The 24,877-nt window shown below is 70.6% G+C and carries 21 protein-coding genes, 1 pseudogene and 3 riboswitches; of the genes and pseudogenes, 9 read left to right on the top strand and 13 right to left on the bottom strand.

Features of this window, described 5'->3' with window-relative positions; genetic code table 11:
* Positions 1-202, bottom strand: a pseudogene (locus G3N62_RS24835) (bifunctional cobalt-precorrin-7 (C(5))-methyltransferase/cobalt-precorrin-6B (C(15))-methyltransferase); the annotation flags it as partial.
* A gap of 322 nt (positions 203-524) precedes the next feature.
* Positions 525-716, top strand: a riboswitch (cobalamin riboswitch).
* Positions 717-822: 106 nt separating this feature from the next.
* Here G3N62_RS24835 and cobG point away from each other — a divergent pair.
* From cobG to cobJ, 4 genes are read left to right on the top strand one after another with little or no spacing between them, the layout of a single operon-like run.
* On the top strand, positions 823-2,187 hold the full coding sequence (gene cobG / locus G3N62_RS24830; RefSeq protein WP_311767569.1) for a precorrin-3B synthase: 1,365 nt from the start codon (positions 823-825) through the stop codon (positions 2,185-2,187).
* Complete coding sequence (locus G3N62_RS24825; RefSeq protein WP_124669074.1) at positions 2,180-2,806, top strand: precorrin-8X methylmutase; 627 nt, start codon at positions 2,180-2,182, stop codon at positions 2,804-2,806. The genes cobG and G3N62_RS24825 overlap by 8 nt, the downstream gene beginning before the upstream one ends.
* Positions 2,803-3,537, top strand: coding sequence for a precorrin-2 C(20)-methyltransferase (locus G3N62_RS24820; protein WP_034186894.1), 735 nt, complete (start codon positions 2,803-2,805; stop codon positions 3,535-3,537). Before G3N62_RS24825 ends, G3N62_RS24820 begins: the two co-directional genes overlap by 4 nt.
* Positions 3,534-5,243 carry a precorrin-3B C(17)-methyltransferase gene (cobJ, locus tag G3N62_RS24815; RefSeq protein WP_124669075.1) on the top strand — a complete coding sequence of 570 codons (1,710 nt, stop codon included), beginning with the start codon at positions 3,534-3,536 and terminating at the stop codon, positions 5,241-5,243. The genes G3N62_RS24820 and cobJ overlap by 4 nt, the downstream gene beginning before the upstream one ends.
* Before the next feature lie 6 nt (positions 5,244-5,249).
* Here the strand turns inward: cobJ and G3N62_RS24810 are convergent, their stop codons facing one another.
* The gene (locus G3N62_RS24810) at positions 5,250-6,455 is read right to left on the bottom strand and encodes an MFS transporter (protein WP_124669076.1); all 1,206 of its coding nucleotides are present in this window, start codon (positions 6,453-6,455) and stop codon (positions 5,250-5,252) included.
* A 94-nt stretch (positions 6,456-6,549) separates the two neighbouring features.
* Here G3N62_RS24810 and G3N62_RS24805 point away from each other — a divergent pair, with 94 nt between their 5' ends.
* Complete coding sequence (locus G3N62_RS24805) at positions 6,550-7,452, top strand: LysR family transcriptional regulator (protein ID WP_034186896.1); 903 nt, start codon at positions 6,550-6,552, stop codon at positions 7,450-7,452.
* Between the two features lie 237 nt (positions 7,453-7,689).
* A complete protein-coding gene (locus G3N62_RS24800; RefSeq protein WP_059557703.1) occupies positions 7,690-9,045 on the top strand; it encodes a chitinase in 1,356 nt (451 codons plus the stop codon).
* A 70-nt stretch (positions 9,046-9,115) separates the two neighbouring features.
* Here the strand turns inward: G3N62_RS24800 and G3N62_RS24795 are convergent, their stop codons facing one another.
* From G3N62_RS24795 to G3N62_RS24780, 4 genes are all read right to left on the bottom strand, one after another.
* The gene (locus G3N62_RS24795) at positions 9,116-9,859 is read right to left on the bottom strand and encodes an IclR family transcriptional regulator (RefSeq protein WP_124669077.1); all 744 of its coding nucleotides are present in this window, start codon (positions 9,857-9,859) and stop codon (positions 9,116-9,118) included.
* 53 nt (positions 9,860-9,912) lie between these two features.
* On the bottom strand, positions 9,913-11,079 hold the full coding sequence (locus tag G3N62_RS24790; protein WP_124669078.1) for an acyl-CoA dehydrogenase family protein: 1,167 nt from the start codon (positions 11,077-11,079) through the stop codon (positions 9,913-9,915).
* Between the two features lie 37 nt (positions 11,080-11,116).
* Entirely contained in the window at positions 11,117-12,418 is a 1,302-nt protein-coding gene (locus G3N62_RS24785; protein ID WP_124669079.1) for a citrate:proton symporter, read from the bottom strand.
* Positions 12,419-12,521: 103 nt separating this feature from the next.
* Positions 12,522-13,685: a CoA transferase gene (locus G3N62_RS24780; RefSeq protein WP_034186900.1), complete on the bottom strand. Its 1,164-nt coding sequence runs from the start codon at positions 13,683-13,685 to the stop codon at positions 12,522-12,524.
* 276 nt (positions 13,686-13,961) lie between these two features.
* On the opposite strand from G3N62_RS24780, the gene G3N62_RS24775 reads away from it, so the two are divergent.
* Together G3N62_RS24775 and G3N62_RS24770 are read left to right on the top strand one after the other, a co-directional pair.
* Positions 13,962-14,198, top strand: coding sequence for a hypothetical protein (locus tag G3N62_RS24775; RefSeq protein ID WP_034186901.1), 237 nt, complete (start codon positions 13,962-13,964; stop codon positions 14,196-14,198).
* 142 nt (positions 14,199-14,340) lie between these two features.
* Positions 14,341-14,763, top strand: a complete 423-nt coding sequence (locus tag G3N62_RS24770) for an NUDIX hydrolase (protein WP_034186902.1) — start codon at positions 14,341-14,343, stop codon at positions 14,761-14,763.
* 21 nt (positions 14,764-14,784) lie between these two features.
* Here G3N62_RS24770 and G3N62_RS24765 read toward each other — a convergent pair whose 3' ends face one another.
* From G3N62_RS24765 to cobW, 7 genes are all read right to left on the bottom strand, one after another.
* Entirely contained in the window at positions 14,785-15,111 is a 327-nt protein-coding gene (locus G3N62_RS24765; RefSeq protein WP_059557713.1) for a low molecular weight protein tyrosine phosphatase family protein, read from the bottom strand.
* 31 nt (positions 15,112-15,142) lie between these two features.
* A complete protein-coding gene (locus tag G3N62_RS24760; protein ID WP_069705148.1) occupies positions 15,143-15,715 on the bottom strand; it encodes a DUF1993 domain-containing protein in 573 nt (190 codons plus the stop codon).
* 177 nt (positions 15,716-15,892) lie between these two features.
* Complete coding sequence (locus tag G3N62_RS24755; protein ID WP_049028295.1) at positions 15,893-16,345, bottom strand: YaiI/YqxD family protein; 453 nt, start codon at positions 16,343-16,345, stop codon at positions 15,893-15,895.
* 61 nt (positions 16,346-16,406) lie between these two features.
* A complete protein-coding gene (locus tag G3N62_RS24750; protein ID WP_051700925.1) occupies positions 16,407-16,943 on the bottom strand; it encodes a VWA domain-containing protein in 537 nt (178 codons plus the stop codon).
* Positions 16,944-17,083: 140 nt separating this feature from the next.
* Positions 17,084-18,160 carry an ATP-binding protein gene (locus G3N62_RS24745; RefSeq protein WP_124669080.1) on the bottom strand — a complete coding sequence of 359 codons (1,077 nt, stop codon included), beginning with the start codon at positions 18,158-18,160 and terminating at the stop codon, positions 17,084-17,086.
* Positions 18,157-21,966, bottom strand: a complete 3,810-nt coding sequence (cobN, locus tag G3N62_RS24740; RefSeq protein ID WP_124607946.1) for a cobaltochelatase subunit CobN — start codon at positions 21,964-21,966, stop codon at positions 18,157-18,159. Before cobN ends, G3N62_RS24745 begins: the two co-directional genes overlap by 4 nt.
* A 6-nt stretch (positions 21,967-21,972) precedes the next feature.
* Positions 21,973-23,061, bottom strand: a complete 1,089-nt coding sequence (cobW, locus tag G3N62_RS24735; protein ID WP_034186908.1) for a cobalamin biosynthesis protein CobW — start codon at positions 23,059-23,061, stop codon at positions 21,973-21,975.
* A gap of 328 nt (positions 23,062-23,389) precedes the next feature.
* A riboswitch (cobalamin riboswitch) is annotated at positions 23,390-23,656 on the bottom strand.
* 115 nt (positions 23,657-23,771) lie between these two features.
* A riboswitch (cobalamin riboswitch) is annotated at positions 23,772-24,007 on the top strand.
* A gap of 109 nt (positions 24,008-24,116) precedes the next feature.
* Here cobW and cobA point away from each other — a divergent pair.
* A partial coding sequence (gene cobA / locus G3N62_RS24730; protein WP_206141327.1) for a uroporphyrinogen-III C-methyltransferase occupies positions 24,117-24,877 on the top strand: 761 nt, incomplete at its 3' end.

The raw sequence follows: 24,877 nt of genomic DNA, 5'->3' as shown, positions 1-24,877 counted from the left end.
AGCCGCGCCGCGCGAGCACGCCCGCGAGATCGAACGGCGACGGCCACGCTTCGCGCGCGGCCGGCAACCGCGCGGGCAGCATGTCGAGATGCCGCTTCGCGCCGACCACGCGCGTCGCGCCGAGCAGCGCGCGTCGCGCATTGCGCCCAAGCCCCGCGTAACCGTCGTCGCCGATGCCCACTACCGTCAGCCACGCCGTCATGCACCCTTCCCCATCGTTCGATTTCATCCAGTGTGTTGCGATGCGCGGCCGTTGCGCCGCCGCGCGTCGATCCGGCGATTGCCGTCGGCGCCGACTGCCCGGCGCGGGACGCGCCAGCGGTGTCGGCCAGGCCCGCGCGATCCGCATGGCGAACAGCTGGCCCCGCCCAGTTTCATCGTCGCGGATACCGGCGTGTCGCCGATCCAGTGCCGAGCCGCCAATCGTACCATCCGCGCTGCCGCGCGCAGGTCGTCGCAGCCATGCTGCGACACGGTTGCGACGCACATGGCCGATGTCGGGCCGGTGCCGAAATCGGGTATCCTACGGCCGTTCGTTCGCCGGTGCCCTTCGGGGCCGAAGAGGGAACACAGGGCGCGCCACGCGCCGCTGTGGCTGCCCCCGCAACTGTAGACAGCGAGCCGATCTCCCCCTCATGCCACTGGTTTCACCGGGAAGGCCGGGAGCCGGCGTCGACCTGTCAGCCAGGAGACCTGCCGGCCAGAAAGTGCGTGCGTGCCAGTCGGCGTCGGGCGGGGTGTACCGACGCGTTGGCCGCGGCGCGACACTGTCCCGGTATCCCGTTGAGTTCCGCCCCCGATTCGATTCCTGCGTCGCCCGTCGTGCGCCCGTCGGCCTGCCCGGGGCTCGTGCGCGTGGTCACGGCCGCCGATGGCGGGCTGTGCCGGGTCAAGCTGCCGGGCGGCCGGCTCGACGCGCGTCAGGCGCGTGCGATTGCCGCCGCCGCCCGCGCGTACGGCTCCGGCGCGATCGACGCGACCAATCGCGCGAATCTCCAGCTGCGCGGCATTCGCGACAGCGCCGCCGATGCGCTGACGCGCGCATTGCTCGAGGCGGGGCTCGGCCCGCGCGTCGACGCAGCCGCAGGCGCGGTCGACGAGACGGCCGCGCTCGCCGCGAGCGACGACGTCCGCAACCTCTTGCTCAGCCCGCTCGCCGGGCACGATCCCGCCGCGCTCGTCGACAGCCGCGCGCTCGCGATGCCGCTGCTCGACATGCTGGCCGGCGAGCCGCGCCGCGGCGAGCTGTCGCCGAAATTCTCGATCCAGCTCGACGGCGGCGAATCGGTTGCGGCGCTCGATCATCCGCACGACATCTGGCTGGCCGCCTGGCGCCGCGCGGACGGCGCGGTACGCGTCGCGGCCGGGCTGGCCGGCTGCCCGCCGGTCGCGCAGGACGACCGGCCCGCATCGGTCGACGTGTCGCCCGATCAGGCCGTCGCACTGGTTCGCGCATTGCTGCTCGCGTTCCTCGATCTCGCACCGGCCGAGGTCACGCGGATGCGCGGGGTGCTCGCGACCGCCGGCGAATGCGCGTTGCTCGCACGCGCGCAGCACTACCTGCCCTTCCCGCTCACGGCCGATCCCGCGCTCGCCGGCTGGCGGCGCACGCGCACCGACCCGGCGCTGCGTTTCGGCATGCGCGCGTCGCGCGATGCGGCGCGCTGCAGCGTCGGCGCGCAATGCGTGCTCGGGCGGCTCAACGCGACACAACTGGAACGGCTCGCCGCGCTGGCCGAAGCCGACGGCGACGGCACGTTGTCGATGACGCCGTGGCAAGGCGTGTTTCTCCACGGCGTGCCGAACGAACGCGCCCCGGCCACGTTGGCGGCACTGGCGTCGCTCGGCCTCGTCTGCGCATCGTCCGATCCGCTGGCGACCCTCGTCGCCTGCACCGGCAGCACGGGCTGCGCGAAAGCGCGGGCCGACACGAAACACGACGCGCTCGCCCTCGCCGCGCGCATCGGCCATCCGGTCGACGTGCACCTGACCGGCTGCGAGCGCCACTGCGCGCTGCCGCATCCCGCGGCGCACACGCTCGTCGCGGTGGCGCCCGCGCACTACGACCTTTACCGGCGCGACGCGGCCGCGGGCCTTGGCGCCCCGCTCGCGCGCCATCTGACGATTGACCAGGCCGCGGCCCGTTTGACGGACGCGCGGCACAGCCAGGACACCACCGATGCTTGACTACATTCGCGACGGGCAGGAAATCTACCGCCAGTCGTTCGCGACGATCCGCGCCGAGGCCGACCTGTCGCGCGTTCCGCCCGACCTCGAGAAACTCGCGGTGCGCGTGATCCATGCGTGCGGGATGGTCGACGTCGTCTACGACCTGCGCTTTTCGGCCGGCGCCGGCACGGCCGGCCGCACCGCGCTCGCGGCCGGCGCGCCGATCCTGTGCGACGCGAGAATGGTCGCCGAAGGCATCACGCGCGCGCGGCTGCTGGCCGACAACCGCGTGATCTGCACGCTCGGCGAGCCGGAGGTGCCCGATCTCGCGCGCCATCTCGGCAACACGCGCTCGGCGGCGGCGCTCGAACTGTGGCGTCCGCATCTCGCGGGCAGCGTCGTCGTGATCGGCAATGCGCCGACCGCGCTGTTCCACCTGCTCGACATGATCGACGCCGGCGCGCCGCGTCCCGCGTTGATCCTCGGTTTTCCGGTCGGTTTCATCGGCGCGGCCGAATCGAAGGCGATGCTCGATGCCGACAGCCGCGGCGTGCCGTACGTCGCGCTGCTCGGCCGGCGCGGCGGCAGCGCGATGGCCGCCGCCGCGGTCAACGCACTGGCGACGGAGGTCGAATGACGACCATGCGCGGCCGGCTGTTCGGGGTCGGTGTCGGCCCCGGCGATCCCGAACTGATGACGATCAAGGCGCTGCGCGTGCTGCAGGCGGCGCCCGTGGTCGCGTATTTCGTCGCGAAGGGCAAGAAGGGCAATGCGTACGGCATCGTCGAAGCCCACCTGCTCGACGGGCAGACGCAACTGCCGCTCGTCTATCCGGTGACGACCGAAGTGCTGCCGCCGCCGCTCTGCTACGAGACCGTGATCGCCGACTTCTACGACACGGCCGCCGAGATCGTCGCCGCCCATCTCGACGCGGGACGCGACGTCGCGGTGATCTGCGAAGGCGACCCGTTCTTCTACGGCTCGTACATGTACCTGCACGACCGCCTCGCGCCGCGCTACGACACCGAGGTGATCCCGGGCGTCTGCGCGATGCTCGGCGGCACGGCCGTGCTCGGCCAGCCGCTCGTCTATCGCAACCAGAGCCTGTCGGTGCTGTCCGGCGTGCTGCCCGAGCATGAACTGCGCGAGCGGCTCGCGCGCGCCGACGCGGCCGTCGTGATGAAGCTCGGTCGCAATTTCGACAAGGTGCGGCGCGTGCTCGACGAACTCGGGCTCGCGAAGCGCGCGCTGTACGTCGAGCGCGCGACGATGGCGAACCAGCGCATCGTGCCGCTCGACGCAGTCGATCCGATGGCGTCGCCGTATTTCTCGCTGCTCGTCGTGCCGGGGGAAAAATGGCAAGGATGACGACCCCCCCGGCGATCGTGATCCTCGGTGCCGGCGCGCTCGACACCGCGCGACGCATCCAGGCGCGCTATCCGGGCGCTAGCGTGCATGGCCTCGCGTCGCGCGTCGATGCCGACGTGCGGTTCGACGAACTCGGTGCGCACCTGCGCGAACTCTACGCACGCGGCCTGCCGATCGTCGCGCTGTGCGCGGCCGGCATCGTGATCCGCTGCCTCGCCCCCGCGCTCGCGGACAAGGGCGTCGAGCCGCCCGTGCTCGCGGTTGCGGAAGACGGGTCGGCCGTCGTGCCGCTGCTCGGCGGGCTGACGGGCGTCAACGTGATCGCGCGCGAAATCGCCGCATGCGTGGGCGTCGCGCCGGCGATCACGACCAGCGGCGAACTGCGTTTCGGCGCATGCGTGCTCAATCCGCCCGACGGGTATGCGCTGGCCGATCTCGCGCAGGGCAAGCGCTTCGTGTCCGACCTGCTCGCGGGCGCATCGACGCGTGTCGACGGCGCGGCGGCGTGGCTCGACGATGTCGCGCTGCCGCGCGACGACGCGGCCAAGCATGCGATCCGCGTGACGCCCGACGCATGGCGCGGCACGCACGACGAACTCGTGATCCATCCTCGCAGCGTGGTGGTCGGCATCGCAGGCGATGCCATGCACGCGCACGAGGCGCTTGCCACACGCATCGCCGCCATGCTCGACGCACAAGGTCTCGCGCGGCTGGCACTCGCGGCCCTCGTCGCGCCGGCGTCGTCGATCGGCGAACCCGCGCTGGAGGAAGCCGCGCGGGCACTCGACGTGCCGCTGCGTTTCGCCGATGCCGACGGCAGCACGCCCGCCGATGCAGCCGCGCTGCTCGGCCGCACGTTGCGTGTCGCGCATACGCTGCGTCCGGTATCGAACGGCCTCGCGTGCGCGGTCGCGTCGCATCCGGTCGATCCCGCCACGCTCGGCCGCGCGCGCGGCCGCCTGACGGTGCTCGGCCTCGGCCCCGGCGGCGCCGCGTGGCTCACGCCGGCCGCTCGCGCCGCGCTCGCCGAAGCGACCGACATCCTCGGCTACACGACCTACGTGAACATGGCCGGCCCGTTCCGCGGCGACCAGCGCGTGCACGGCACCGACAATCGCGAGGAAATGCAGCGCGCGCGCCATGCGTTCGAACTCGCGGCCGAAGGCAGGCGCGTCGCGGTCGTGTCGTCGGGCGACCCCGGCGTGTTCGCGATGGCCGCAGCCGTGCTCGAAGCGCTCGACGACGCGCGCGACCCGCAGTGGGCCGCGGTCGACCTGCGCGTGGAGCCCGGCATCTCGGCGTCGCTCGCGACGGCCGCGCAGGCCGGCGCGCCGCTCGGTCACGACTTCTGCGCGATTTCGCTGTCGGACAACCTGAAGCCGTGGGACGTGATCGAGACGCGCCTGCGGCATGCGGCGCAAGCCGACCTCGTGATGGCGTTCTACAACCCGATCTCGCGTGCGCGGCCGTGGCAGCTCGACCGCGCGCTCGACCTCGTGCGTGCGCATCGCGCGGCCGATACGGTGGTCGTACTCGGCCGCGACATCGGCCGGCCGGGCGCGACGCTCGCGACGACGACGCTCGGCGCGCTGCGCGGCGACCAGGTCGACATGCGGACGATGGTGATCGTCGGCTCGTCGACGACGCGGCGCTTCGCGATCGGCAACGCGCGCGAATGGGTCTATACGCCGCGCTGGTATCGCTGATCGCGGTTACCGCGGCAGCGTGACGGTGCGCGCGTCGGCATGCGTAAGGCCGGATGCGCCGCCGGTACGCCAGAACCGGTACACGAGCACGCCGACCGCGGCCTGCGCGACGACTACGAACGCGACGCAGCCGGCCCAGCCCCAGCGATGCCAGCCGGGCACCGGCAGGATCGAGCCGAGACTGCCGCCGAAGTAATAGCAGGACAGGTAGATGCCGATCGCCGTCGAGCGTGCGCTCGACGCCGCCTGCGAAATGAACGTGTTCGCCGACGCCTGCTCGACGAATACGGCGGTCGAGCTGAGCGCGAGGCCGGCCAGGATCACCGGCACGCTGTCCGACAACGTCAGCAACGCTCCGCCGATCGCGAGCGCGGCCGCGGCGAGCCCCGGCGCGCGCGGGCCGCGACGCCGCGCGAGGCGCCCGGCCAGCGGCGTCACGACCACCGCGACCAGGAACACCGCATAAATTGCGCCGATCTCGACCGTGTCGAAGCCGAACGGTGCGCGCGTGAGCCGCAGGCCGATGAACGTGAACGTCGCGACCTGCGACGCGAGCACGCATGCGCCGATCGCGAATGACGCGAGCAGCGGGCCGCGCATGACGAGCCGCGACGACGGCCCCGCCTCCGCATCGTTGCCGGACGCCTGCCGCGCAACCGCACCGGATGCCGGCAGGCTCGCGTAGATCGCGACGCCCGTGACGAGACACAGCGCCGCGACGACATCGAGCGCATGCCGCCAGCCCCACATCGACGTCAGCAGGTTCGTGACGAAGCGGCCGGCGAACCCGCCGAGCGTCGTGCCGGCGACGAACAACGCACCGATCTCGGCCGACGTGCCGCGATCGAAGCGCTCTCCGATATAGGCGATCGACAGCGCGAAGATGAACGGCATGACCAGCCCGGCCGCAAAGCGCGCGCCGAGAAACGACGCGAAACCCGCCGCATGTGCGGACCACACGACCGGCAGCGCGACGGCCACCGCCGCCAGCGAGATCGCGATGCGACGATCGATGCGCGCGGCCAGCACGCCGACGAACGGCGCGATAATGGCGACGGCCGTCGTGGTCGCGCTGACGCCCTGCCCCGCGCGTTCCGCGCTGACGCCGAACGTCGCCGCGAGTGCGTGCAGGATGCCCTGCGTCGAATAGAGATTGAGAAACGCGGCGAAACCGCAGAGAAAGAACGCGATGCGTGTGGTCCTGTCGTTCATCGGAAATGCCTCGTCATCGATGCCGCCAGTCTGACGAGCGCGCCACGCGTGCGCCAATACCGTTTTCACCGCCATTGATACCGGAACGACAACAATGCTCGACCTGCGCCGCCTCCGCTATTTCGTGGTCGTCGCCGACGAACTGCACTTCGGCCGCGCGGCATTGCGCCTGCGCGTCGCGCAGCCGCCACTGACGCGCCATATCGCCGCGCTGGAAAGCGAGCTCGGCGTGCGGCTGTTCGAGCGTTCGACGCGCGCGGTGCGGCTCACGCCGCAAGGCGAACTGTTCCTCGAGCATGCACGCCACGTCGTCAGCGCGGCCGCCGAAGCCGAGGCGAGCGCGCGCAAGATCGCGCAGGGCATCGCCGGGCGCATCGTGATCGGCTACGCGAGCGCGATTCCGATGTCGGACACGTTCCCTGATGTGATCCGCGCCGCGAGCCGCACGATGCCCGACGTCGAACTCGCGTTCCGTGAAGCGGCGACCGCCAGCCAGCGCCGGCAGATCGCCGACGGCGCGATGGACGTCGGCTTCGGCTGGGCGTGGGACGGCGCGCCCGGCGTGCCGGTCGCGTCGATCGTCGTGTCGCGCGAGCCGCTCGTCGCGGCCGTGCCGGCCGGCCATCCGCTCGCGGGCCGTGCGCGCCTCGACGTTGCGGAACTGGCCGACGCCACCTTTGTCACCTTTCCGCCCGGTTACGGTTCGGCGTTGACCGCCGCGCTGGACGACCTGTGCGCGCGTGCCGGATTCTCGCCGCGGATCGGCGCGACCGCCGCGCAAATCACGACGCTCGTGTCGCTGGTCGCCGCCGAACGGGGGATCGCGATCGTGCCAGCCTTCACGGCGACGCTGCAGCGCGCCGGTGTCGTCTACGTGCCGCTCGCCGGCGCGCGCGCGGTCGAGCAGATCGTGTCGTGGAACGCGCCGTTTTCGTCGGCGTGCGTCGAGCGCTTCGTTGCGCTGGCTCGTTCGCTGGCGCAGCCGGCATCGACGTAAGCGGCACGTATCGCGCCGCGGGCACCGATCGGGAAAATCGCCCGCCCCGCGTTGCACGACCGTGTCGAATCGGCAAGATCGTTACGTATCGGGAATCAAATAACAAAAAGAACACCTAACCATTCACTATTCGGCGCGAATCCTCCAAGATGAGCACGCTGCCGGCCGGGCACGCCCGGTCGCCCGGCCGGCAGCGATACGCAGGCCAGCGTATCCCTCTTCCACTTGGAGAACACAATGAACAACAATCTGTTGCCGCGTTTCATCCCGCGTGCACTTGCCGCGGGTTGTCTGCTTGCCGTGGCGAGCGTGTCCCAGGGTGCCGGCGTCTATGCGCCCTTCGTCGACGTGACGCTCTATCCGACGCCGCTCGTCGATCAGATCGGCGTCCGGCAAGGCATCCAGCAATTCACGCTCGCGTTCGTGGTCGCGGGCAACGGCTGCGTGCCGTCGTGGGGCGGCGTGCAGCCGATCGGCAACGGCGCGAGCGGCGGCCTCCTGACCGCGCTGTCGACGTCGATCGCGAGCTACCGCGCGAAAGGCGGCGAAGTCGCCGTCTCGTTCGGCGGCGCGAACGGCACGCCGCTGATGCAGGCGTGCTCGACGGTCCCCGCGCTGAAGGCGGCCTACCAGACCGTGATCGACACGTACGGCCTCACGCATATCGATTTCGACATCGAAGGCGCGTCGCAGCAGGACACGGCCGCGGTCGCGCGCAACTTCCAGGCCGTCGCGCAACTGCAGTCCGACTACGCGGCGAAGGGCAAGCCGCTGCACGTCACGCTGACGCTACCGACGATGCCGACCGGACTCACGCAGGACGGCCTGAACGTCGTCAACGCGGCGCTCGCGAATCGGGCCGCGTTCGACGCGGTCAACGTGATGGCGATGGATTACGGCCCCGCGAACATCGACATGGGCGCCGCCGCGATCAGCGCCGCGCAGGCGCTGTACGCGCAGCTCGACACGGCGTTCAAGTCGGCCGGCCAACCAAAAACCCATGCGCAGCTCTGGCAGATGGTCGGCGTCACGCCGATGATCGGCGTGAACGACGTGCAGGGTGAAACCTTCACGCTCGCGAATGCGCAAAGCGTGGTGAACGCGGCGATCGGCAACGGCTACGGTTTCTTCGGCAACTGGTCGGTCGGCCGCGATCAGGCGTGCCCGTCCGGCGGCACGTACGCGTCGCCGACCTGCTCGGGCGTCGCGCAGCAGCCGTACGCGTTCGCGACGATCTTCAAGCAGATCGACGGCAAGTGGGGCGCGGGCGTCACGCAGGATCCGAACTACGGCGGCGGCTCGGACGGCGGCACGCCGCAGCCCGGCGCGCCCTGGGCGGCCGGCCAGGTCTATACGGCCGGCGCGACGGTCACCTACCAGGGCACGACGTACCAGGCGCAGTGGTGGACCCAGGGCGACGTGCCCGGCCAGGCGGCCGTATGGAAGCCGGTCGGCGGCGGCTCGCCGGTGTGGTCGGCGACGACCGCCTACCCGGGCGGCACCTGCGTGATGTACCAGGGCGCGAAGTACTGCGCGAAATGGTGGACACAGGGCGACAACCCGAGTGCGGGCGGCGTGTGGGTGAAGTCGTGATGAAGTCGTGATGCCGCGACGCGCGGCGGGCCGTTTCCGGCGCAGCAGGATCGTGCGCCGGCGGGCGGCCCTACCCGCGCGCGTGCTCGGCCAGCAGCCGCGCCTTCGCGTCGACGAGCAGCGCCGCGTGCGCGTCGCGCCGCTGGCGGATCCGTTCGGTCGGCCCGACGACCGACAGCCCGTACCAGTCGCCGTCGAGCGTCAGCGCGACCGCGATCGCCGACAGCTCGGGCGCGCTCTCGCCGAAGTTCTCGGCCCAGCCGAGTTCGCGAAACCGCGCAGTCTGCGCGACGAGCGCCGGCAGGTCGGCCACCGTCGCGTCGGTAAAACGTTCGAACGGCAGTTGCATGCCGAGCGCCTGCTGCGCGTCGCCGGCGAGTTCCGCGAAGATCGCCTTGCCGATCGAGTTCGCATGCAGCGGGCGCAGCTCGCCCGGCTGGCGCGTATAGCGGATCGCCTGCTCCGACTCGACGACGTCGAGATACGTGACCGACACGCCCTGGATCTTGCCGAGCACGGCTGTCTCGCGGCTCGCGTCGCGCAGCGCGACGAGGTGCGGGTGCACGATGTCGACGACGGGATCGGTCGCGTCGATCGCGGCGGCGATCGTCTGCAGGCGCCGCGTCGGGTAGTAGCCGCCGCGCTTGCGCACTTCGTACAGATAGCCGCGGCTCACGAGCGTGCGTGCCATCGCGAGGCAGCTCGACGGCGGCACATCGAGCAGGCGCGCGAGTTCGGCGAGCGGCAGCGGCCGCCGTTCGGCGGCGAACAGCTCGAACAGGTCGAGCGTGCGGGCAACGAGTTTGACGTCCATGACGAGCGCTTGAATCGAAACGGGAAACCGCGCGCCGGGCGAGCCGCCGCGCGTCAGTACGACTTCGGCAGCCCGAGCACCTTCTCCGCGATGTAACACAGGATCAGTTGCGGACTCACGGGCGCGAGCCTCGGAATCATACACTCGCGCAGGTAGCGCTCGACATGGTATTCCTTCGCGTAACCCATCCCGCCGAGCGTCGCGACCGCCGTCTGGCACGCCTGGAACGCCGCTTCCGCGCCGAGGTATTTCGCCGCGTTCGCCTCCGCGCCGCACGACTGCCCCGCGTCGTAGCGCGCCGCGGCCTTCATCACCATCAGCCACGCGGCCTCGAGCTGCATCCACGCCTGCGCGAGCGGATGCTGGATCGACTGGTTCTGCCCGATCGGCCGACCGAACACGACGCGCTCGCACGCATACTGCGTCGCGCGGCGCAGCGCGGCCTGCCCGAGCCCGATCGCCTCCGCCGCGATCAGGATCCGTTCGGGATTCAGCCCGTGCAGCAGGTAGCGGAAGCCGTCGCCTTCGTTGCCGATCAGGTCGTCGCGCGACACGCGCAGGTTGTCGATGAACAGCATGTTCGAATCGACGGCCTTGCGGCCCATCTTCTCGATCTCGCGTACCTCGACATGCGAACGGTCGAGGTCGGTGTAGAACAGGCTCAGCCCGTCGGTCGGCTTCGCGACCTGGTCGAGCGGCGTCGTGCGCGCGATGATCAGCATCTTGTTCGCGACCTGCGCGGTCGAGATCCAGATCTTGCGCCCGCTGAGCACGTAGTGGTCGCCGTCGCGGCGCGCCTGCGTGCTCAGGTGCGTGGTGTCGAGGCCCGCGTCGGGCTCCGTCACCGCGAAGCACGCCTTGTCGCGCCCGGCGATCAGCGGCGGCAGGAAGCGCGCCTTCTGCACGTCGTTGCCGAACACCTGCACGGGATTCAGCCCGAAGATGTTCATATGCACGGCCGACGCGCCGGACAGGCCGGCGCCCGATGCGCTGATCGTGCGCATCATCAGCGCGGCCTCGGTCATCCCGAGACCGGCGCCGCCGTGGGCCGGGTCCATCGCGATGCCGAGCCAGCCGGCTTCGGCGAGCGCCGCGTGAAAGTCGGCCGGAAAGCCGCCCGCGCGATCGCGTTCGAGCCAGTAGTCGTCGCCGAAGCGCTCGCAGATTTTCTCGATCGCGCTTTCGATCGCGCGCTGGTCGTCGGTCAGGTCGAACTGCATGGACTGCTCTCCCGGGAAACGTGAACGGCCCGGCCGTTCATAGCGGAAACACGCCCGTCGCGACCGCGGCGAACACCATCAGCACGGTGGCGGCGAACAGGAACGGAATCGTGAATTTCTGGTGCTCGGCGAGCTCGACGCCGGTCAGGCCGACGATCAGGAACGTCGCGGGCGTCAGCGGGCTCACCGGAAAGCCGGTCGTCATCTGGCCGAGCAGCGCGGCCTGCGCCATCTGGATCGGCGGCACGCCGAGCAGCTTGCCGCTCTCCGCGAGCACCGGCAGCACGCCGAAGTAGAACGAATCGGGATCGAACAACAGGCTGAGCGGCATCGACAGCAGCCCGAGTACGAACGGCATGTGGCGCGCATGCTCGACCGGCACGTGCGCGACGACGACCTCGGCCATCGCCTTCAGCATGCCGGTGCCGGACATGATGCCGGTGAATGCGCCGGCCGCGAGCAGCACGCTCGCCATCATCAGCGCGGCCTTCGCGTGCGCGTCGATCCGCTCGCGCTGCGCCTGCACGTCCGGGTAGTTGATCACGAGCGCGGCGACCGTGCCGAGCATGAACAACACCATCGGGTCGACGATGCCCGACACCAGCGTGACGAGCACGACGAGCGTCAGTACGACGTTGATCCCGAAGCGGCCCGGCCGGCGCAACGCGCGTTCGGCGTCGGTCAGCTCGCGCGGCGCGATCGCCAGCGACGCGGCGTCGGCGCGGTCGAGCCCGAGCCGTTTCGCCTCGCGCACGCCGAGCACGTACGCGGTGCCGAACACGAACGCGAGCCCGACGATCTGCACCGGAATCATTGGCGTGAAGATCGCCGAGCCGGGGATGTGCAGCGCCGCCGAGGCGCGCAGCATCGGCCCGACCCACGGCAGGAAATTGACGCCGGCCGCCATCGACGCGACGCACGCGAGAATCCGCCGGTCCATCCCGAGGCGCGTGTAGAGCGGCATCATCGCCGGCAGCGTGACGAGAAACGTGACGGCGCCCGAGCCGTCGAGGTGGATCAGCAGCGCGAGCAGCGCCGAGCCCATCACGATGCGCGGCGGATGGCAGCCGATCAAGCGCAGTACGCCGGCGATGATCGGGTCGAGCATCCCCGCATCGGTGAGGATTCCGAAAAATAGAATCGCAAAAACGAACATCCCGGCGATCGGGCCGATGTTCTGTACGCCGTGCACGACGAACTTGCCGGTCGTCAATCCGAAGCCGGCCGCGAGCGACGCGGCCACCGGCACGACGATCAGCGCGACGAGCGGCGACAGCCGCTTCGTGATGATCAGGCCGAACAGCGCGACGATGGCGATCGCGCCGATCCATGCAAGCATGATGCGTCTCCTCTTCAGCCGGTACGGCGTCTTCCGTGCGCAAGCCGGCGTGATGTCCGAATGATGGTGTGCCGGCCCGCGCGGCCGGCGGCCGCGATGCCGGTCAGTCCCTGCGATCGTCGTGGTGACCGTCGCGGTCCGCAAACACCTGCGCCGCGTGCTCGTTCAGCGCGGGCGGCGGTCGACGGTACGTCGCCGGCGTGCGGCCGAGCTTGATCGGCGACGCGATGCCGCGATGCCGGCCCAGCGTCACCTTCATCTCCCGATGCGCGACATGCGGATGATCGAGCGCCGCATCGAGTCCGAGCACCGGCGCGCACGGCACGCCGCGGCGCATCAGCTGCTCGGCGAGCGCCGCGCCGTCATGTCCGGCCAGCGCCGTTTCGAGCAGCGCACGCAGTGCGGCGCGGTGCGCGCTGCGCGCGCGGTTGTCCGCGAAACGCGGATCGTCGAGCCAGCCGCGCGTGCCGAGCACGTCGCACAACACGGCGAACTGCCCGTTGTTGCCGACCGCCAGGAAAATGTCGACGCTCGCCGTCGGAAAGCTGTCGTACGGCGTGATGTTCGGATGCGCGTTGCCGGTACGTACGGGTGCGTTGCCCGAATGAAAGAAGTTCGGCGTATGCGGATGCAGGATCGACAGCGCGCAGTCGAACAGCGTCGATTCGACGAACTGGCCGCGGCCGCTCGCATCGCGCTCGCGCAGCGCCATCAGCACGCCGAGCGCCGCGTTCAGACCCGTGACGAGATCGACGATCGGCACGCCGACGCGCAGCGGTGCGCCGCCCGCTTCGCCATTGACGCTCATCAGCCCCGCGAGCGCCTGGACGGCCGCGTCGTAGCCGGGCAGCCCGCCCAGCGGCCCGTCCGCGCCGAACCCCGACACGCGGCAATGGACGAGGCGCGGAAACCGCGCATGCAGCGCGTCGAAGCCGAGCCCCCAGCGCTCCATCGTGCCGATCTTGAAGTTCTCGACGATGGCGTCCGCGTGTTCGAGCAGGCCTAGCAGCCGCTCGCGGTCGGCCGGCTGCGTCAGGTCGAGCGCAACGCCGAGCTTGTTGCGGTTCACGCCGAGGAAATACGATGCGGTGTCGCCGTCGAACGGCGGCCCCCAGGTACGTGTCTCGTCGCCGGACGGCGGCTCGACCTTGATCACCTCCGCGCCATGGTCGGCGAGGATCTGCGTCGCGTACGGGCCGCCCAGCACCCGCGACAGGTCGATGATGCGCAATCCCGCCAGCGCGCCCTGCTGCTCGTGTTCCGCCATGCGTCCCGCTCCTGGTTCCGGTTGATCGGACTGTCGGCACCGGCGGGCCAATGCCTACGGCGCGCCCGTCGGACTCGACGAATAATTCCTGAGTGCGAATTTATATTCACACTCAGGAATTTCATTGTCAAGCCCGGATACACCCGGCGTGCCGCGCGGATAACGTGGTCGAGCGCAAGTGGGGACGACACCGAATACGGGCCGGTTGCGAGGTCGGCCCGCCCTTCGTTAAGCTGGCGGAAACGTTCATCCCGAAAATAGTCAGGCGAAGCATTCATGAAACGGATATGGCTGGCGGCCTTCATGCTGGCGTCGACGCTCGGCGCCGCGCGCGCGCAAACCCAAACTTTCCATTTCGGCGAAGGACAGACGCGCATGCCCGCCGCGGCACCGCAGGCCGGCGCGCCCACGGCCCGGCACGCGCCGTCGCCGCATCACCGGCGCGCCGTTCACAAACGTCGCCACTCGCACCGCGCGAAGCCGACGCGCAACGGCATCTATACGCACGCGTAACGCGGCGCCCGGCGCCATGCACGGAACTGTCACGAACGGCGGGTAACCTCCACGCGGCAGCTTGTACGCCGTCGCGCCCCGTTGCCGGACAACCCGCCGCCGCCGCGCACTTCCCCACGATTCAGTACCTGCTTTGCCGAACATGAGCACCGGGCCGGATACCCTCGCCGTCACCAAGGAACGCGCCACCATCGTGTGCCGTCAGCGCGGCAGCGTGCTGCTGGTCGCCCGCACGGCATCGCGCTGGTCGCTGCCGGGCGGCACGATCCGGCGCGGCGAGACGCCGCTCGAAGCCGCGCGGCGGGAGCTTGCCGAGGAAACGCGGCTGGAAGGGCTCGCGCTCGACTACGCGGTGCAGTTCGGCGGGCTGACGAAGCTCCATCACGTGTTCGTGGCCGAGGTGCCGGCGCACCTGACGCCGCGCGCGAGCAACGAGATCGCCCGCTGCAAGTGGTTCGCCGCCGACCGGCTCGACACGCTCCATGCGAGCGTGCCGACGCGCAAGATCATCGAGCTGCTGCGTCTCGACTGTTTTTCGGCGATCGTCAACGGCCCGCTTCGTTGAGGGCCGTGCTGCGCACGCCGGTCACGCGCGCAGGAACGGCCCGGCCTTGCGCTCGAGCAGCGCGACGAGTTCGGGCTGCATGAAAGCGTAGCGGTCGGGAATCTCGAGGCAGACGATCTGCTTGCCCTTCAGATGCGCACCGAACAGCGTGGACAGCCTTGCCTTGTGCGCGCGCTCCATCACGAACACGATGTCGGCCCAGTCGAGCTGCTCGGCGGACAGGCGGGTGTCGGCATCGGGCGCGAGGCCCGCGGAGTCGGTTTCGATGCCCGGCCATGCGGCGAACACCGTTTCGGCCGTCGGGCTGCGCAGCCGGTTGCGGCTGCAGATGAACAGTGCCCGTGTCATGTCGCTTCGCGCTTGGCCGCGGGCGGCCCGCTTACCCTTGCGGAATGGTGTCCGGCCGCACGTACGCGAGCATGTGCGGCACGTAGTCGGCCTTGCCGAGATCGACGCCGTGATGGCGCAGGATCGCGTACGCGGCGATCGCGTGGAAGTAGAACTGCGGCAGCGCCCAGTCGCGCGCGTACTGTTCGCCCGTCATGTCGAACGCGGTCCCGTTCGGCAGTTCGAGCGCGATCGGCCGCGCGGCGCCGCCGTCGAGCGCATCCGGCGCGAGTTCGCCGAGAAACGCGAGCGTGCCGGCGATGATCGACTGCGCGTCGCCCGGCGAACCCGGCTGCGCATCCGCGTTCCATCCCGCTTCACGCAACGACAGCAACGCAGCCGGCAACGCTTCGCCGCGCAGCCGGTAGACGGGTTCCATCGCCTGGAAACACGAGAAGCGCACCTGGGCGGCGAGCGGGTACATGTCGGGCGCGAGCTTCAACGTCGTCACCGCGTCGGGTTCGATCCCCGCGGCCTGCCGGTGCGCGACAGCCTTGTCGAGCCATGCGGACTGCGCGCGCAGCATCTGGGTGAAGGTCGGAACGAGAAGTTGGGTCGGTGACACGCGTGCGCTCCTGTATTGTGGTTTGCGTCACGATAGCAGCGTCGGCGCAACCCTGCATCCTGGACAGGCGCGAAGCGCGCGCACCGCTGCGCATCGGCGGACGATTCATACACCACGTGTGCGCGCTTCGGTTCCATCTGCGCACACGCGGCAACGCGTGCCTGCCGACATGCAGCCTTACGGCTTGCCCTGCCGCGCCAGGAACCGGTCGAGCTGCGACGCAAACGCCTTGCCGTCGCGCGCGCTGAACGGCGCCGGGCCGCCCGTGTCGATGCCCGCGCTGCGCAACTGGTCCATCATCGCGCGCGTCGACAGGCGCTCCTCGATGTTCTCGCGGCTGAACCAGTTGCCGCGCGGGTCGAGCGCATGCGCGCCCTTGTCGAGGACGGCCGCGGCCAGCGGGATGTCGGCCGTGATCACGAGGTCGCCGGCTTCCGCCAGCTCGACGATGCGCGCATCGGCCACGTCGAAGCCGGCCGGCACCTGGACGGCCTTGATGAACGGCGACGGCGGTGTGCGCAGGAACTGGTTCGCGACCAGCGTCACGCTGATTTCGGCACGACGCGCGGCGCGAAACAGCATGTCCTTGATGACGGCGGGACACGCGTCGGCATCGACCAGTACTTGCATGGCGGGGTTTTCCAGTAGGCATGAGCAGAAGCGGCGATCATAGCGCACCGCCAGCCGGCCCTCAGCGCGCGAGATCCGTGCGAAGCGCGTCGGCCGTCAGCCACTGCGCGCCCCAGGCGGCGGCGAGCCGCGCGCCCTGCCCGATCCGCACGGCCGCATCGTCGAAGTCGACGAACACGACGTGGTCGGCCGACGCGGGTTTCGGCGGCGTTTCGCGCGTGCGTCCGTCGGACAGCACCCACAGCCAGCGCTGCTTGCCGGGCTCGCGCCGTGCGTCTCGCGCGAGCAGCTGCGCGGCCGCGGCGATGCCGTCCGCGAGCGGCGTGCCGCCGCCGCCGTCGACCGGTTCGAGCCAGCGTGCGTTCCACCAGCGCGGGACGGCCGGGCCGAAACGCCGGGCGGCGCCTTGACCGCCGAAGCAGATCAGCGCGGTTTCGACCCGATCGCGCGCGGCCCGATCGAAATACGCGACGATCAGGCCCTTCGCGAGCGCGAGCCGGTCGTTCGACAGCATCGACGCCGAACAGTCGAGCACGAAGCAATGCAGTGCATGCGGCGTCCCTGCGCGTTTCCGGAACCGCACATGTTCGTGAAGCAGGGGGCCGCCGTGTTTCGCGGCGAGCGTCGCCGGCCACGCAACGGTCGTGCCCGCGCGGGCCGTGCCCGGTACGTGCGCGGCTGCGCCTGACTGCCATCGAGGACCGCGAACGGCGTTCGCGGCGGCGCCGGCTCGATGGCTCAGCGTTTTTTTAGCGGCAGCGGCACCACGCCTTTCACTTCGCGCAGGCCGGCCGGCTCGGGCGGCAGGTAACCCCAGTCGCTCTGCGCGGCGGATGCCCCGCCTCGCGTCTCGTCCTGCCGGTTGTCGTCCCGCTGGCGCGCATCCGGCGGCGAACGTTCGTCGCGTTCGCCGCCGTGTTGCGACGACCCGTGCGACGACGGCGTATCCGCATGGCGCCGGTGCAGCAGCACCGCTTGCGCCACACGCTCGACATGCGACACCGTCACCGCGTCGGCCTGCTCCAGCGCAGCCAGCGCGCGCGCGGCGCGCAGCATCACGAGGTCGGCGCGCAACCCGTCGACGGCCGCGTCGATGCACAGCGCGCTGACGCGCGCATGGACTGCATCGTCGAAATCGAGCGTCGCCAGCCGCGCGCGCGCCGCATGGATCCGGTCGCCGAGTTCACGCTGGACGGGCGCATGACGTGCACGAAATGCGTCCGGGTCGAGATCGAACGCGAGTCGCGCCTTCACGATCCGTTCGCGCTGCGCGGCGTCGAAACAGTTCTCCAGTTCGACCATCAACCCGAAGCGGTCGAGCAGTTGCGGGCGCAGTTCCCCCTCCTCCGGATTCATCGTGCCGACCAGCACGAAGCGCGCGTCGTGCGCGTGCGACACGCCGTCGCGCTCCACGATGTTCACGCCGCTCGCGGCGACGTCCAGCAGCGTATCGACGAGCCCGTCGGCGAGCAGGTTCACTTCGTCGACATACAGCACGCCGAGGTGCGCGCGTGCGAGCAATCCAGGCCGGAAGCGCACGCCGTTACCGGCCAGCGCATGCGCGAGATCGAGCGTGCCCGTCACCTGCTCGTCGCTCGCCGACAGCGGCAGCGTGACGAACTGCCCTTCCGGCAGCAGTTCCGCGAGGCCGCGTGCGGCGGTCGATTTCGCGGTGCCGCGCGGGCCGCTCACGAGCACGCCGCCGAGCGACGGGTCGATCGCGGCGAGCAGCAGCGCCTGCTGCAGCGCATCTTGCGCGACGAGCGCCGCAAACGGAAAGACCGCGCGGGCGCGGTGCGTCGTCGGATCGGTCATCGCCGCCCCCCTTCCTGAAGTTGTTCGCTCGCGAGCCAGACCGCTTCGATCCGCTCGCGATAGTCGCCCGGCTGCTGCCACAGGCCGCGCTGCATCGCCTCGACGAAGCGTTCGCAGATGCCGTGCAGCGCCTTCGGGTTGTGCCGTTCGAGAAATGCGCGGGTGGCGTCGTCGAACAGGTACGCGTCGGCGACGAGCGCGTACTGGTGGTCGGACAGCACGCGCGCGGTCGCGTCATAACCGTACAGGTAGTCGACGGTCGCGGCCATCTCGGCCGCGCCCTTGTAGCCGTGACGCTTCACGCCGTCGAGCCATTTCGGGTTGACGACGCGCGAGCGGATCACGCGCGCGATTTCCTCGCGCAGCGTGCGCATCGTCGGCGCGACCGGGTTCGCATGGTCGCCGTGGTAGATGCTCGGCTGCTGCCCGGACAAGTGCCGCACGGCCGCCGTCATCCCGCCCTGGAACTGGTAGTAGTCGTTCGAATCGAGGATGTCGTGCTCGCGGCTGTCCTGGTTCTGCACGACGACGTCGATCGTCGCGAGCCGCTCGCCGAAGACGTCGGCCGCCGCGTCGCCGGCACTGTTCTGCGCATACGCGTGGCCGCCCCACTGGCGATACGCATCGGCGAGATCGGCGTCGGTCTGCCAGCGGCGCTGGTCGATCAGGTCCTGCAGGCCCGCGCCGTAGCTGCCCGGCCGTGCGCCGAACACGCGCCAGCCGGCGCGGCGCCGCGCTTCGTCGGGCGTCACCCCTTGCGCGATCCATTTCGCGCGCTCGCGCTCGACGCGCGCGCGGATCGGGTTCAGTTCCTCGGGCTCGTCGAGCGCGGCGACGGCCTGCACGGCCGCGTCGAACAGGTGCATCAGGTTCGGGAACGCGTCGCGGAAGAAGCCGGACACGCGCAGCGTCACGTCGATGCGCGGCCGGTCGAAGATCTCGATCGGCAGGATCTCGAAGTCGGTCACGCGATGGCTGCCGTGCGCCCATTTCGGCCGGACGCCGAGCAGCGCGAATGCCTGCGCGATGTCGTCGCCGCCCGTGCGCATCGTCGCCGTGCCCCATACCGACAGGCCGATCGCGCGCGGATAGTCGCCGTGATCCTGCAGATGGCGCTCGATCAGTTGCTGCGCGGATTTCAGGCCGAGCGACCACGCGGCCTGCGTCGGCACCGCGCGCGTGTCGACCGAGTAGAAGTTGCGGCCGGTGGGCAGCACGTCGGGGCGGCCGCGCGACGGCGAACCGCTCGGCCCCGGCGGCACGAAACGGCCGTCGAGCCCGCGCAGCAGCTGGCGCATTTCCTCGCCGCCGCACGCGTCGAGCGCGGGCAGCAGCGTCGCGCGAACGCGCCCGAGCACCGCGAGCGTGTGGGGCCATTCGCCGGGCGGCGTCGCGTCGGCACCCGTGTTTCCGCCGTCGGCCGCGCACAGCCCGTCCAGCCATTGTTGCGCGAGCCATTCGAGGCGCTCGCGCGTATCGCCCGCGTGGCGCCACGGCGATGCGTCGAGCGCCTGCAGGATCGCCGGGCGCGGGCCGACCCACGGCGCGGCCCAGTCCGCCGACAGCGGATCGAAGTCGTCGCCGAGCGCGAGATCGCGCGCCAGCGCGCCGATCAGCCCCGCCCGCGCGCCCTTGCCGTCGCCGACCGGAAAACGCGCGAGCGCGAGCAGCGTGTCGCGGCGCTGGCGGGCGGCCGGCGATGCGCCGAACACGTGCAGCCCGTCGCGAATCTGCGCTTCCTTCAGTTCGCACAGCCACGCGTCGACGCGCGTGAGCAGCGCATCCTCGTCGCCCGCATCGCGCGGCGGCGACACGCTCAGCTCGTCGTGCAGACGATGCTCGGCGATCGTCGCGAGGATCGTCTTGCGCAGCAGCTTCGCGCGCCGCGCGTCGACCATCAGCGCTTCGTAGTATTCGTCGACCTGCCGCTCGAGATCCTGCAGCGGCCCGTAGTTTTCCGCGCGCGTGAGCGGCGGCATCAAGTGATCGATAATCACGGCCTGCGCGCGGCGCTTCGCCTGGCTGCCCTCGCCCGGATCGTTGACGATGAACGGATAGAGATGCGGCAACGGCCCGAGCGTCAGGTCGGGCCAGCACGCGTCGGACAGCGCGACGCTCTTGCCCGGCAGCCATTCGAGGTTGCCGTGCTTGCCGAGGTGGATGACCGCGTCGATGCGATACGCATCGCGCAGCCAGAAATAGAACGCGAGATACGCGTGCGGCGGCACGAGATCCGCATCGTGATAGCTCGCGTAGTCGTTCTCGCCGCGCGAACGCGACGGCTGGATGCCGACGAACACGTTGCCGGCGCGCCAGCCGGCGATCGTGAAACGTCCATGGCGCAGCGTCGGGTCGGCTTCGGGCGGCCCCCAGCGCTGGTTCAGCGCGTCGCGCACGGCGGCCGGCAGCCGCGCGAAGCGCGCGATGTAGTCGGCCAGCGGGAAGCTCTGGAACGCGGGTCGCAATGCATGCACGGCCGCGTCGTTGGTCACGCCTTCGGTGAGGCGCGCGATCAGCGCGTCTCCGTCGGGCGGCAGGTCGGCCAGCGTGTAGCCCGCGTCGCGCAGCGCCGCGAGCACGCGCAGCGCGGATGCCGGCGTGTCGAGCCCCACGCCGTTGCCGATCCGCCCTTCGCTTTGCGGGTAGTTCGCGAGAATCAGCGCAATGCGCTTGTCGGCGTTGTCGAGCGTGCGCAGCCGGCACCAGCCGCGCGCGAGCGCCGCGACGAACGCGATCCGCTCGGCGTCCGGCTGATAGCGCACGACGTCGACCTCGGTATGCGGGCAGCGATACGCGAGCCCCTTGAAGCTCACCGCACGCGTGACGATGCGCCCGTCGACTTCGGGCAGCGCGATATGCATCGCGATGTCGCGCGCATGCAGGCCCTGGTTGTCGGCCACCCACGCGTCGCGGTTGCCGCCGGACAGGATCACCTGCAGCACCGGTGCGTCGCCGGCGAGCACGTCGTGTTCGGGGCTGTCGATCGCGCCGGCCGCGAACGCGGTCGTGTTCAATACGAGCGCGACGCCGTGCGTGTCGCAAAGTTGCGTGATGACTTCGCGGCTCACCGCATCCTTCAGCGACGTCACCGCGATCGGCAACGGATTCAGCCCCTCGGCGATCAGTGCGTCGGCCAGCGCGTCGAACACGGCCGTGTTCGCGGCCTGCCAGTGCGCGCGATAGAACAGGATCGCGACGACGGGCGCGCCGGGCGTCCAGCGCGGCCGCCAGTCGTCGACGCTCGCGCGGTCGCGCGCCGGGTGATACAGCGCGGCGGCCGGCAGCGGGCGCGGCGGCTCGGGTTCGGCGCCGAAACCGAGCGTATGGAACGCGATGCTGCGCAGCAGCGCGTCGGCATTGTGCACGCCGCCCTCGCGCAGATAGCGCCACCACAGCCGGCACAGCGCCGGCGTGACGGTGCTCTTCGCGACGAGGTTCGGATCTTCCTGCAGGTCGCCCGAGAACATCGCGAGCTGCTGCCCGCGCTTCGACGCGAGCGACACGGCCTGCTCGATCCCGTACGGCCAGTACGCTTCGCCGCCGAGATGATCGATCACGACCGTCTTCGCATGACGCAGCACGTCATCGACGTAGAAATCGACGGACGCCGGCTGCCGCAGGAACGTGACGTTCGCGAGCCGCACGCTCGGGAACCCGGCCGGCAACCGCGGCACGACACTCGCGAGCAGCGACAGCGTCGTGTCGGCCGAACTCAGGATCACGATGTCGGCCGGCTGCTGGTCGATCCGGACGACGCCCTGCGTATCGTCGACGAAGCCGCCCGGCGTGGTGCGCAGCAGATGCATCGTGCGTTACGCCTGTTGCGGCTCGGCCGCGCACGCGGCGTCGAACGCGCGTTGCAGCGCGGCCGCGTCGAGATCCTCGCCGATCAGCACGAAGCGGCTCGCGCGCGTTTCGCCGTCCTGCCAGCGTCGGTCGAAATAGCTGTCGAAGCGGCGGCCGACGCCCTGGATCACGAGCCGCATCGGCGCGCCGGGCAGCGCGGCGAACCCTTTCGCGCGGTAGATCGTGTGCGCTTCGACCACGCGCTGCAGCGCGGCGATCGTCGCCTCGCGCGTGCCGGCGTCGCCGGACACGACCACCGAGTCGAAATCGTCGTGATGGTGATCGTGATCACCGTCGTCGGCCGAGCCGTGATGATCGTGACGCAGGTGGATCGTTTCTTCCGATGCCGATTCGAGGCCGAGCAGCATCGCGAGATCGAGCTCGCCGCGCGTCGCGCGAACGATCTTCACCTGCGGTGGGATCTCGTCGCGGATCGCGGTTTCGATCCGGGCGAATTCCGCGTCGCCGACCAGATCGGCCTTGTTCACGATCACCAGATCGGCCGACGACAGCTGATCGGCGAACAGTTCGTGCAGCGGCGATTCGTGGTCGAGATTCGGATCGGCGCGGCGCTGCGCGTCGACGGCCTGCGGGTTTTCCGCGAACTGGCCGCTCGCGGCGGCCGGCCCGTCGACCACGGTCACGACCGCGTCGACCGTGAAGCTGTTGCGGATCGTCGGCCAGTTGAACGCCTGCACGAGCGGCTTCGGCAGCGCGAGGCCCGATGTCTCGATCAGCACGTGGTCGATGTCCGCGCGCCGTTCGACGAGCGCCTCCATCACCGGGTAGAACTCTTCCTGCACGGTGCAGCACAGGCAGCCGTTCGCGAGTTCGTACAGCTGGCCCGACGCTTCGCCCTGCGCGCCGTCGGCGTCCTCGCAGCCGATGCCGCAGCCCTTGAGGATCTCGCCGTCGATGCCGAGCTCGCCGAATTCGTTGACGATCACCGCGATGCGGCGGCCCGCGGCGTGCTGCAGGATGTGGCGCATCAGCGTCGTCTTGCCGCTGCCGAGAAAGCCCGTGACGATCGTGACGGGAAGCTTGCGTAGGGTCATGGTAGGTCCGGTGTCGAAGAGGGAATCAGGACGGGATCGTCGCGTTGGCGGCGGCGAGGCCATTCATCGGGCGACGCGCAGGCAGACCGCCGCGCGATCCGCGCGAACAACCGCGCGACGGGCGGAACAACGAATCGGACATGGTGCTTCCTTGCGAACGGTCGACATCGTGAATGCCAACACGGCTGCCGCCGGCCCTGCCCGCGCCGCCTGCCGTTCGCCGTCCCGGCCCGGCGCGTTCGCGCGGGGGGCAGATCGGCGGAGGAAGCGGAACACCCCGGGCGTCGGGCCTGCTGCGGCCGTGGACGATGCGCCGCCTCCCCGCGGCGCTGAACCCCAACGTTTAGGCCGGTATCCGGGCTGGCGAACACGCCGCTTCGCCTTCCCGGATGCGCGCGGCATCCAGTGGCGGTCGTCCGCCTGCACGCGGCAGGCGGCGAAGCGGCGCTGCATCGCGCTCACGCGCGACACGTTCGCTTACCGTTGCGGGGGCAGCACAGGTTGGCTCGACTGCGGTGCAGGCAGGCTCCCTGTTTCCCGTTTAACTGCGCGCGCCGGAGCGGCACGCGCGAGCACCAAAACGCGTGCGAGTGTAGGCGGCGGGGCCGGGAGCGTCAAGGCGGCACGGAGCGCCGGACTGCGTTGCGCACCGCCGGCGCACCGTGCCGGAGGCCGGCCGTGGCCGGTTCGCGCGGGCGAACCGCTGTGCTATCGTATGCGCCGCGTTCGGTGCTCGCATGCGCATTCCGCGCATGCAGTTAAACGGGAAACAGGAGGCGGACGACCGCCCGGCCTGTGCTGTCCCCGCAACGGTACGCCGCCCGCGCGCCGCGCTCCCCGCGCACGCGCCCAGGCCGCCCGCGATGCCACTGCCCTTCACCGGGCGGGAAGGCTGCGGCCTGGCAAGCGGCCAGCCCGGATACCGGCCGACGCAAGGGGCGAGCCCGATGCTCGCCGAACGCCCGATCCGCGGGGGACGGATGGGGTGCGCATTCCGCCCGCGTCCGCGCGGGCTTCGTCCGATCCGTCATGCACTGCCTGCCCGCCGGCCGCCGATGTGCCGCCCGCCTGTTCCTTTCCACTGTTTCGACACGGTGCGTGCCGTGCCGCGTGCGATGAGCCGCGCGTGGCTCATCGGCGCCGGCCCGGGCGACGCCGACCTGCTGACGCTCAAGGCCGTGCGTGCGATCGGCGCGGCCGACGTGCTGCTCGTGGACGATCTCGTGAATCCCGACGTGCTGCGCCATGCACGCGCCGACGCGCAGGTCGAGCACGTCGGCAAGCGCGGCGGCCATGCGTCGACGCCGCAGGAAGCGATCGTCGCCGCGATGCTCGCGCACTTGCGGGCGGGCCGCAGCGTCGCGCGGCTCAAGGGCGGCGATCCGTTCGTGTTCGGCCGCGGCGGCGAGGAACTGGCCGCGCTGGGCGCGGCGGGTTTTGCGGTCGAGATCGTGAACGGCATCACCGCTGGCATTGCCGCGCCGGCCGCGCTCGGCATCCCGGTCACGCAGCGCGGCGACGCGCAGGGCGTGATCTTCGTCACGGGCCACGGCGCGGGCGCCGACGAGCCCGACTGGCACGCGCTGGCGGCCACGCGCATGACGATCGTGATCTACATGGGCATTCGCCGGCTCGACGCGATCACCGCCGCGCTGCGCGGCGGCGGCCTGCCCGGCGATACGCCGTGCGCGGCGATCGAGCATGCGACCCGCCCCGAGCAGCGGCAGGTCCTCGCGACGCTCGACACGCTCGTCGAACGCGTCGGCGCAACCGGCATCGGTTCACCGGCCATCGTCGTGATCGGCCGCGTCGCGGA

The sequence above is a fragment of the Burkholderia sp. Tr-20355 genome, from assembly GCF_017104685.1.
Taxonomy (GTDB): Bacteria; Pseudomonadota; Gammaproteobacteria; order Burkholderiales; family Burkholderiaceae; genus Burkholderia; species Burkholderia seminalis.
Note: the sequence above shows the minus strand (reverse complement) of the source record. Positions and strands in the feature narration are given on the sequence as shown.

Bases quoted from the DNA above. Each gene is read 5' to 3' on its own strand.
- G3N62_RS24825 (WP_124669074.1), top strand. From the start codon at position 2,180: ATGCTTGACTACATTCGCGACGGGCAGGAAATCTACCGCCAGTCGTTC.
- G3N62_RS24820 (WP_034186894.1), top strand. From the start codon at position 2,803: ATGACGACCATGCGCGGCCGGCTGTTCGGGGTCGGTGTCGGCCCCGGC.
- cobJ (WP_124669075.1), top strand. From the start codon at position 3,534: ATGACGACCCCCCCGGCGATCGTGATCCTCGGTGCCGGCGCGCTCGAC.
- G3N62_RS24810 (WP_124669076.1), bottom strand. From the start codon at position 6,455: ATGAACGACAGGACCACACGCATCGCGTTCTTTCTCTGCGGTTTCGCC.
- G3N62_RS24805 (WP_034186896.1), top strand. From the start codon at position 6,550: ATGCTCGACCTGCGCCGCCTCCGCTATTTCGTGGTCGTCGCCGACGAA.
- G3N62_RS24800 (WP_059557703.1), top strand. From the start codon at position 7,690: ATGAACAACAATCTGTTGCCGCGTTTCATCCCGCGTGCACTTGCCGCG.
- G3N62_RS24795 (WP_124669077.1), bottom strand. From the start codon at position 9,859: ATGGACGTCAAACTCGTTGCCCGCACGCTCGACCTGTTCGAGCTGTTC.
- G3N62_RS24790 (WP_124669078.1), bottom strand. From the start codon at position 11,079: ATGCAGTTCGACCTGACCGACGACCAGCGCGCGATCGAAAGCGCGATC.
- G3N62_RS24785 (WP_124669079.1), bottom strand. From the start codon at position 12,418: ATGCTTGCATGGATCGGCGCGATCGCCATCGTCGCGCTGTTCGGCCTG.
- G3N62_RS24780 (WP_034186900.1), bottom strand. From the start codon at position 13,685: ATGGCGGAACACGAGCAGCAGGGCGCGCTGGCGGGATTGCGCATCATC.
- G3N62_RS24775 (WP_034186901.1), top strand. From the start codon at position 13,962: ATGAAACGGATATGGCTGGCGGCCTTCATGCTGGCGTCGACGCTCGGC.
- G3N62_RS24770 (WP_034186902.1), top strand. From the start codon at position 14,341: ATGAGCACCGGGCCGGATACCCTCGCCGTCACCAAGGAACGCGCCACC.
- G3N62_RS24765 (WP_059557713.1), bottom strand. From the start codon at position 15,111: ATGACACGGGCACTGTTCATCTGCAGCCGCAACCGGCTGCGCAGCCCG.
- G3N62_RS24755 (WP_049028295.1), bottom strand. From the start codon at position 16,345: ATGCAAGTACTGGTCGATGCCGACGCGTGTCCCGCCGTCATCAAGGAC.
- G3N62_RS24745 (WP_124669080.1), bottom strand. From the start codon at position 18,160: ATGACCGATCCGACGACGCACCGCGCCCGCGCGGTCTTTCCGTTTGCG.
- cobN (WP_124607946.1), bottom strand. From the start codon at position 21,966: ATGCATCTGCTGCGCACCACGCCGGGCGGCTTCGTCGACGATACGCAG.
- cobW (WP_034186908.1), bottom strand. From the start codon at position 23,061: ATGACCCTACGCAAGCTTCCCGTCACGATCGTCACGGGCTTTCTCGGC.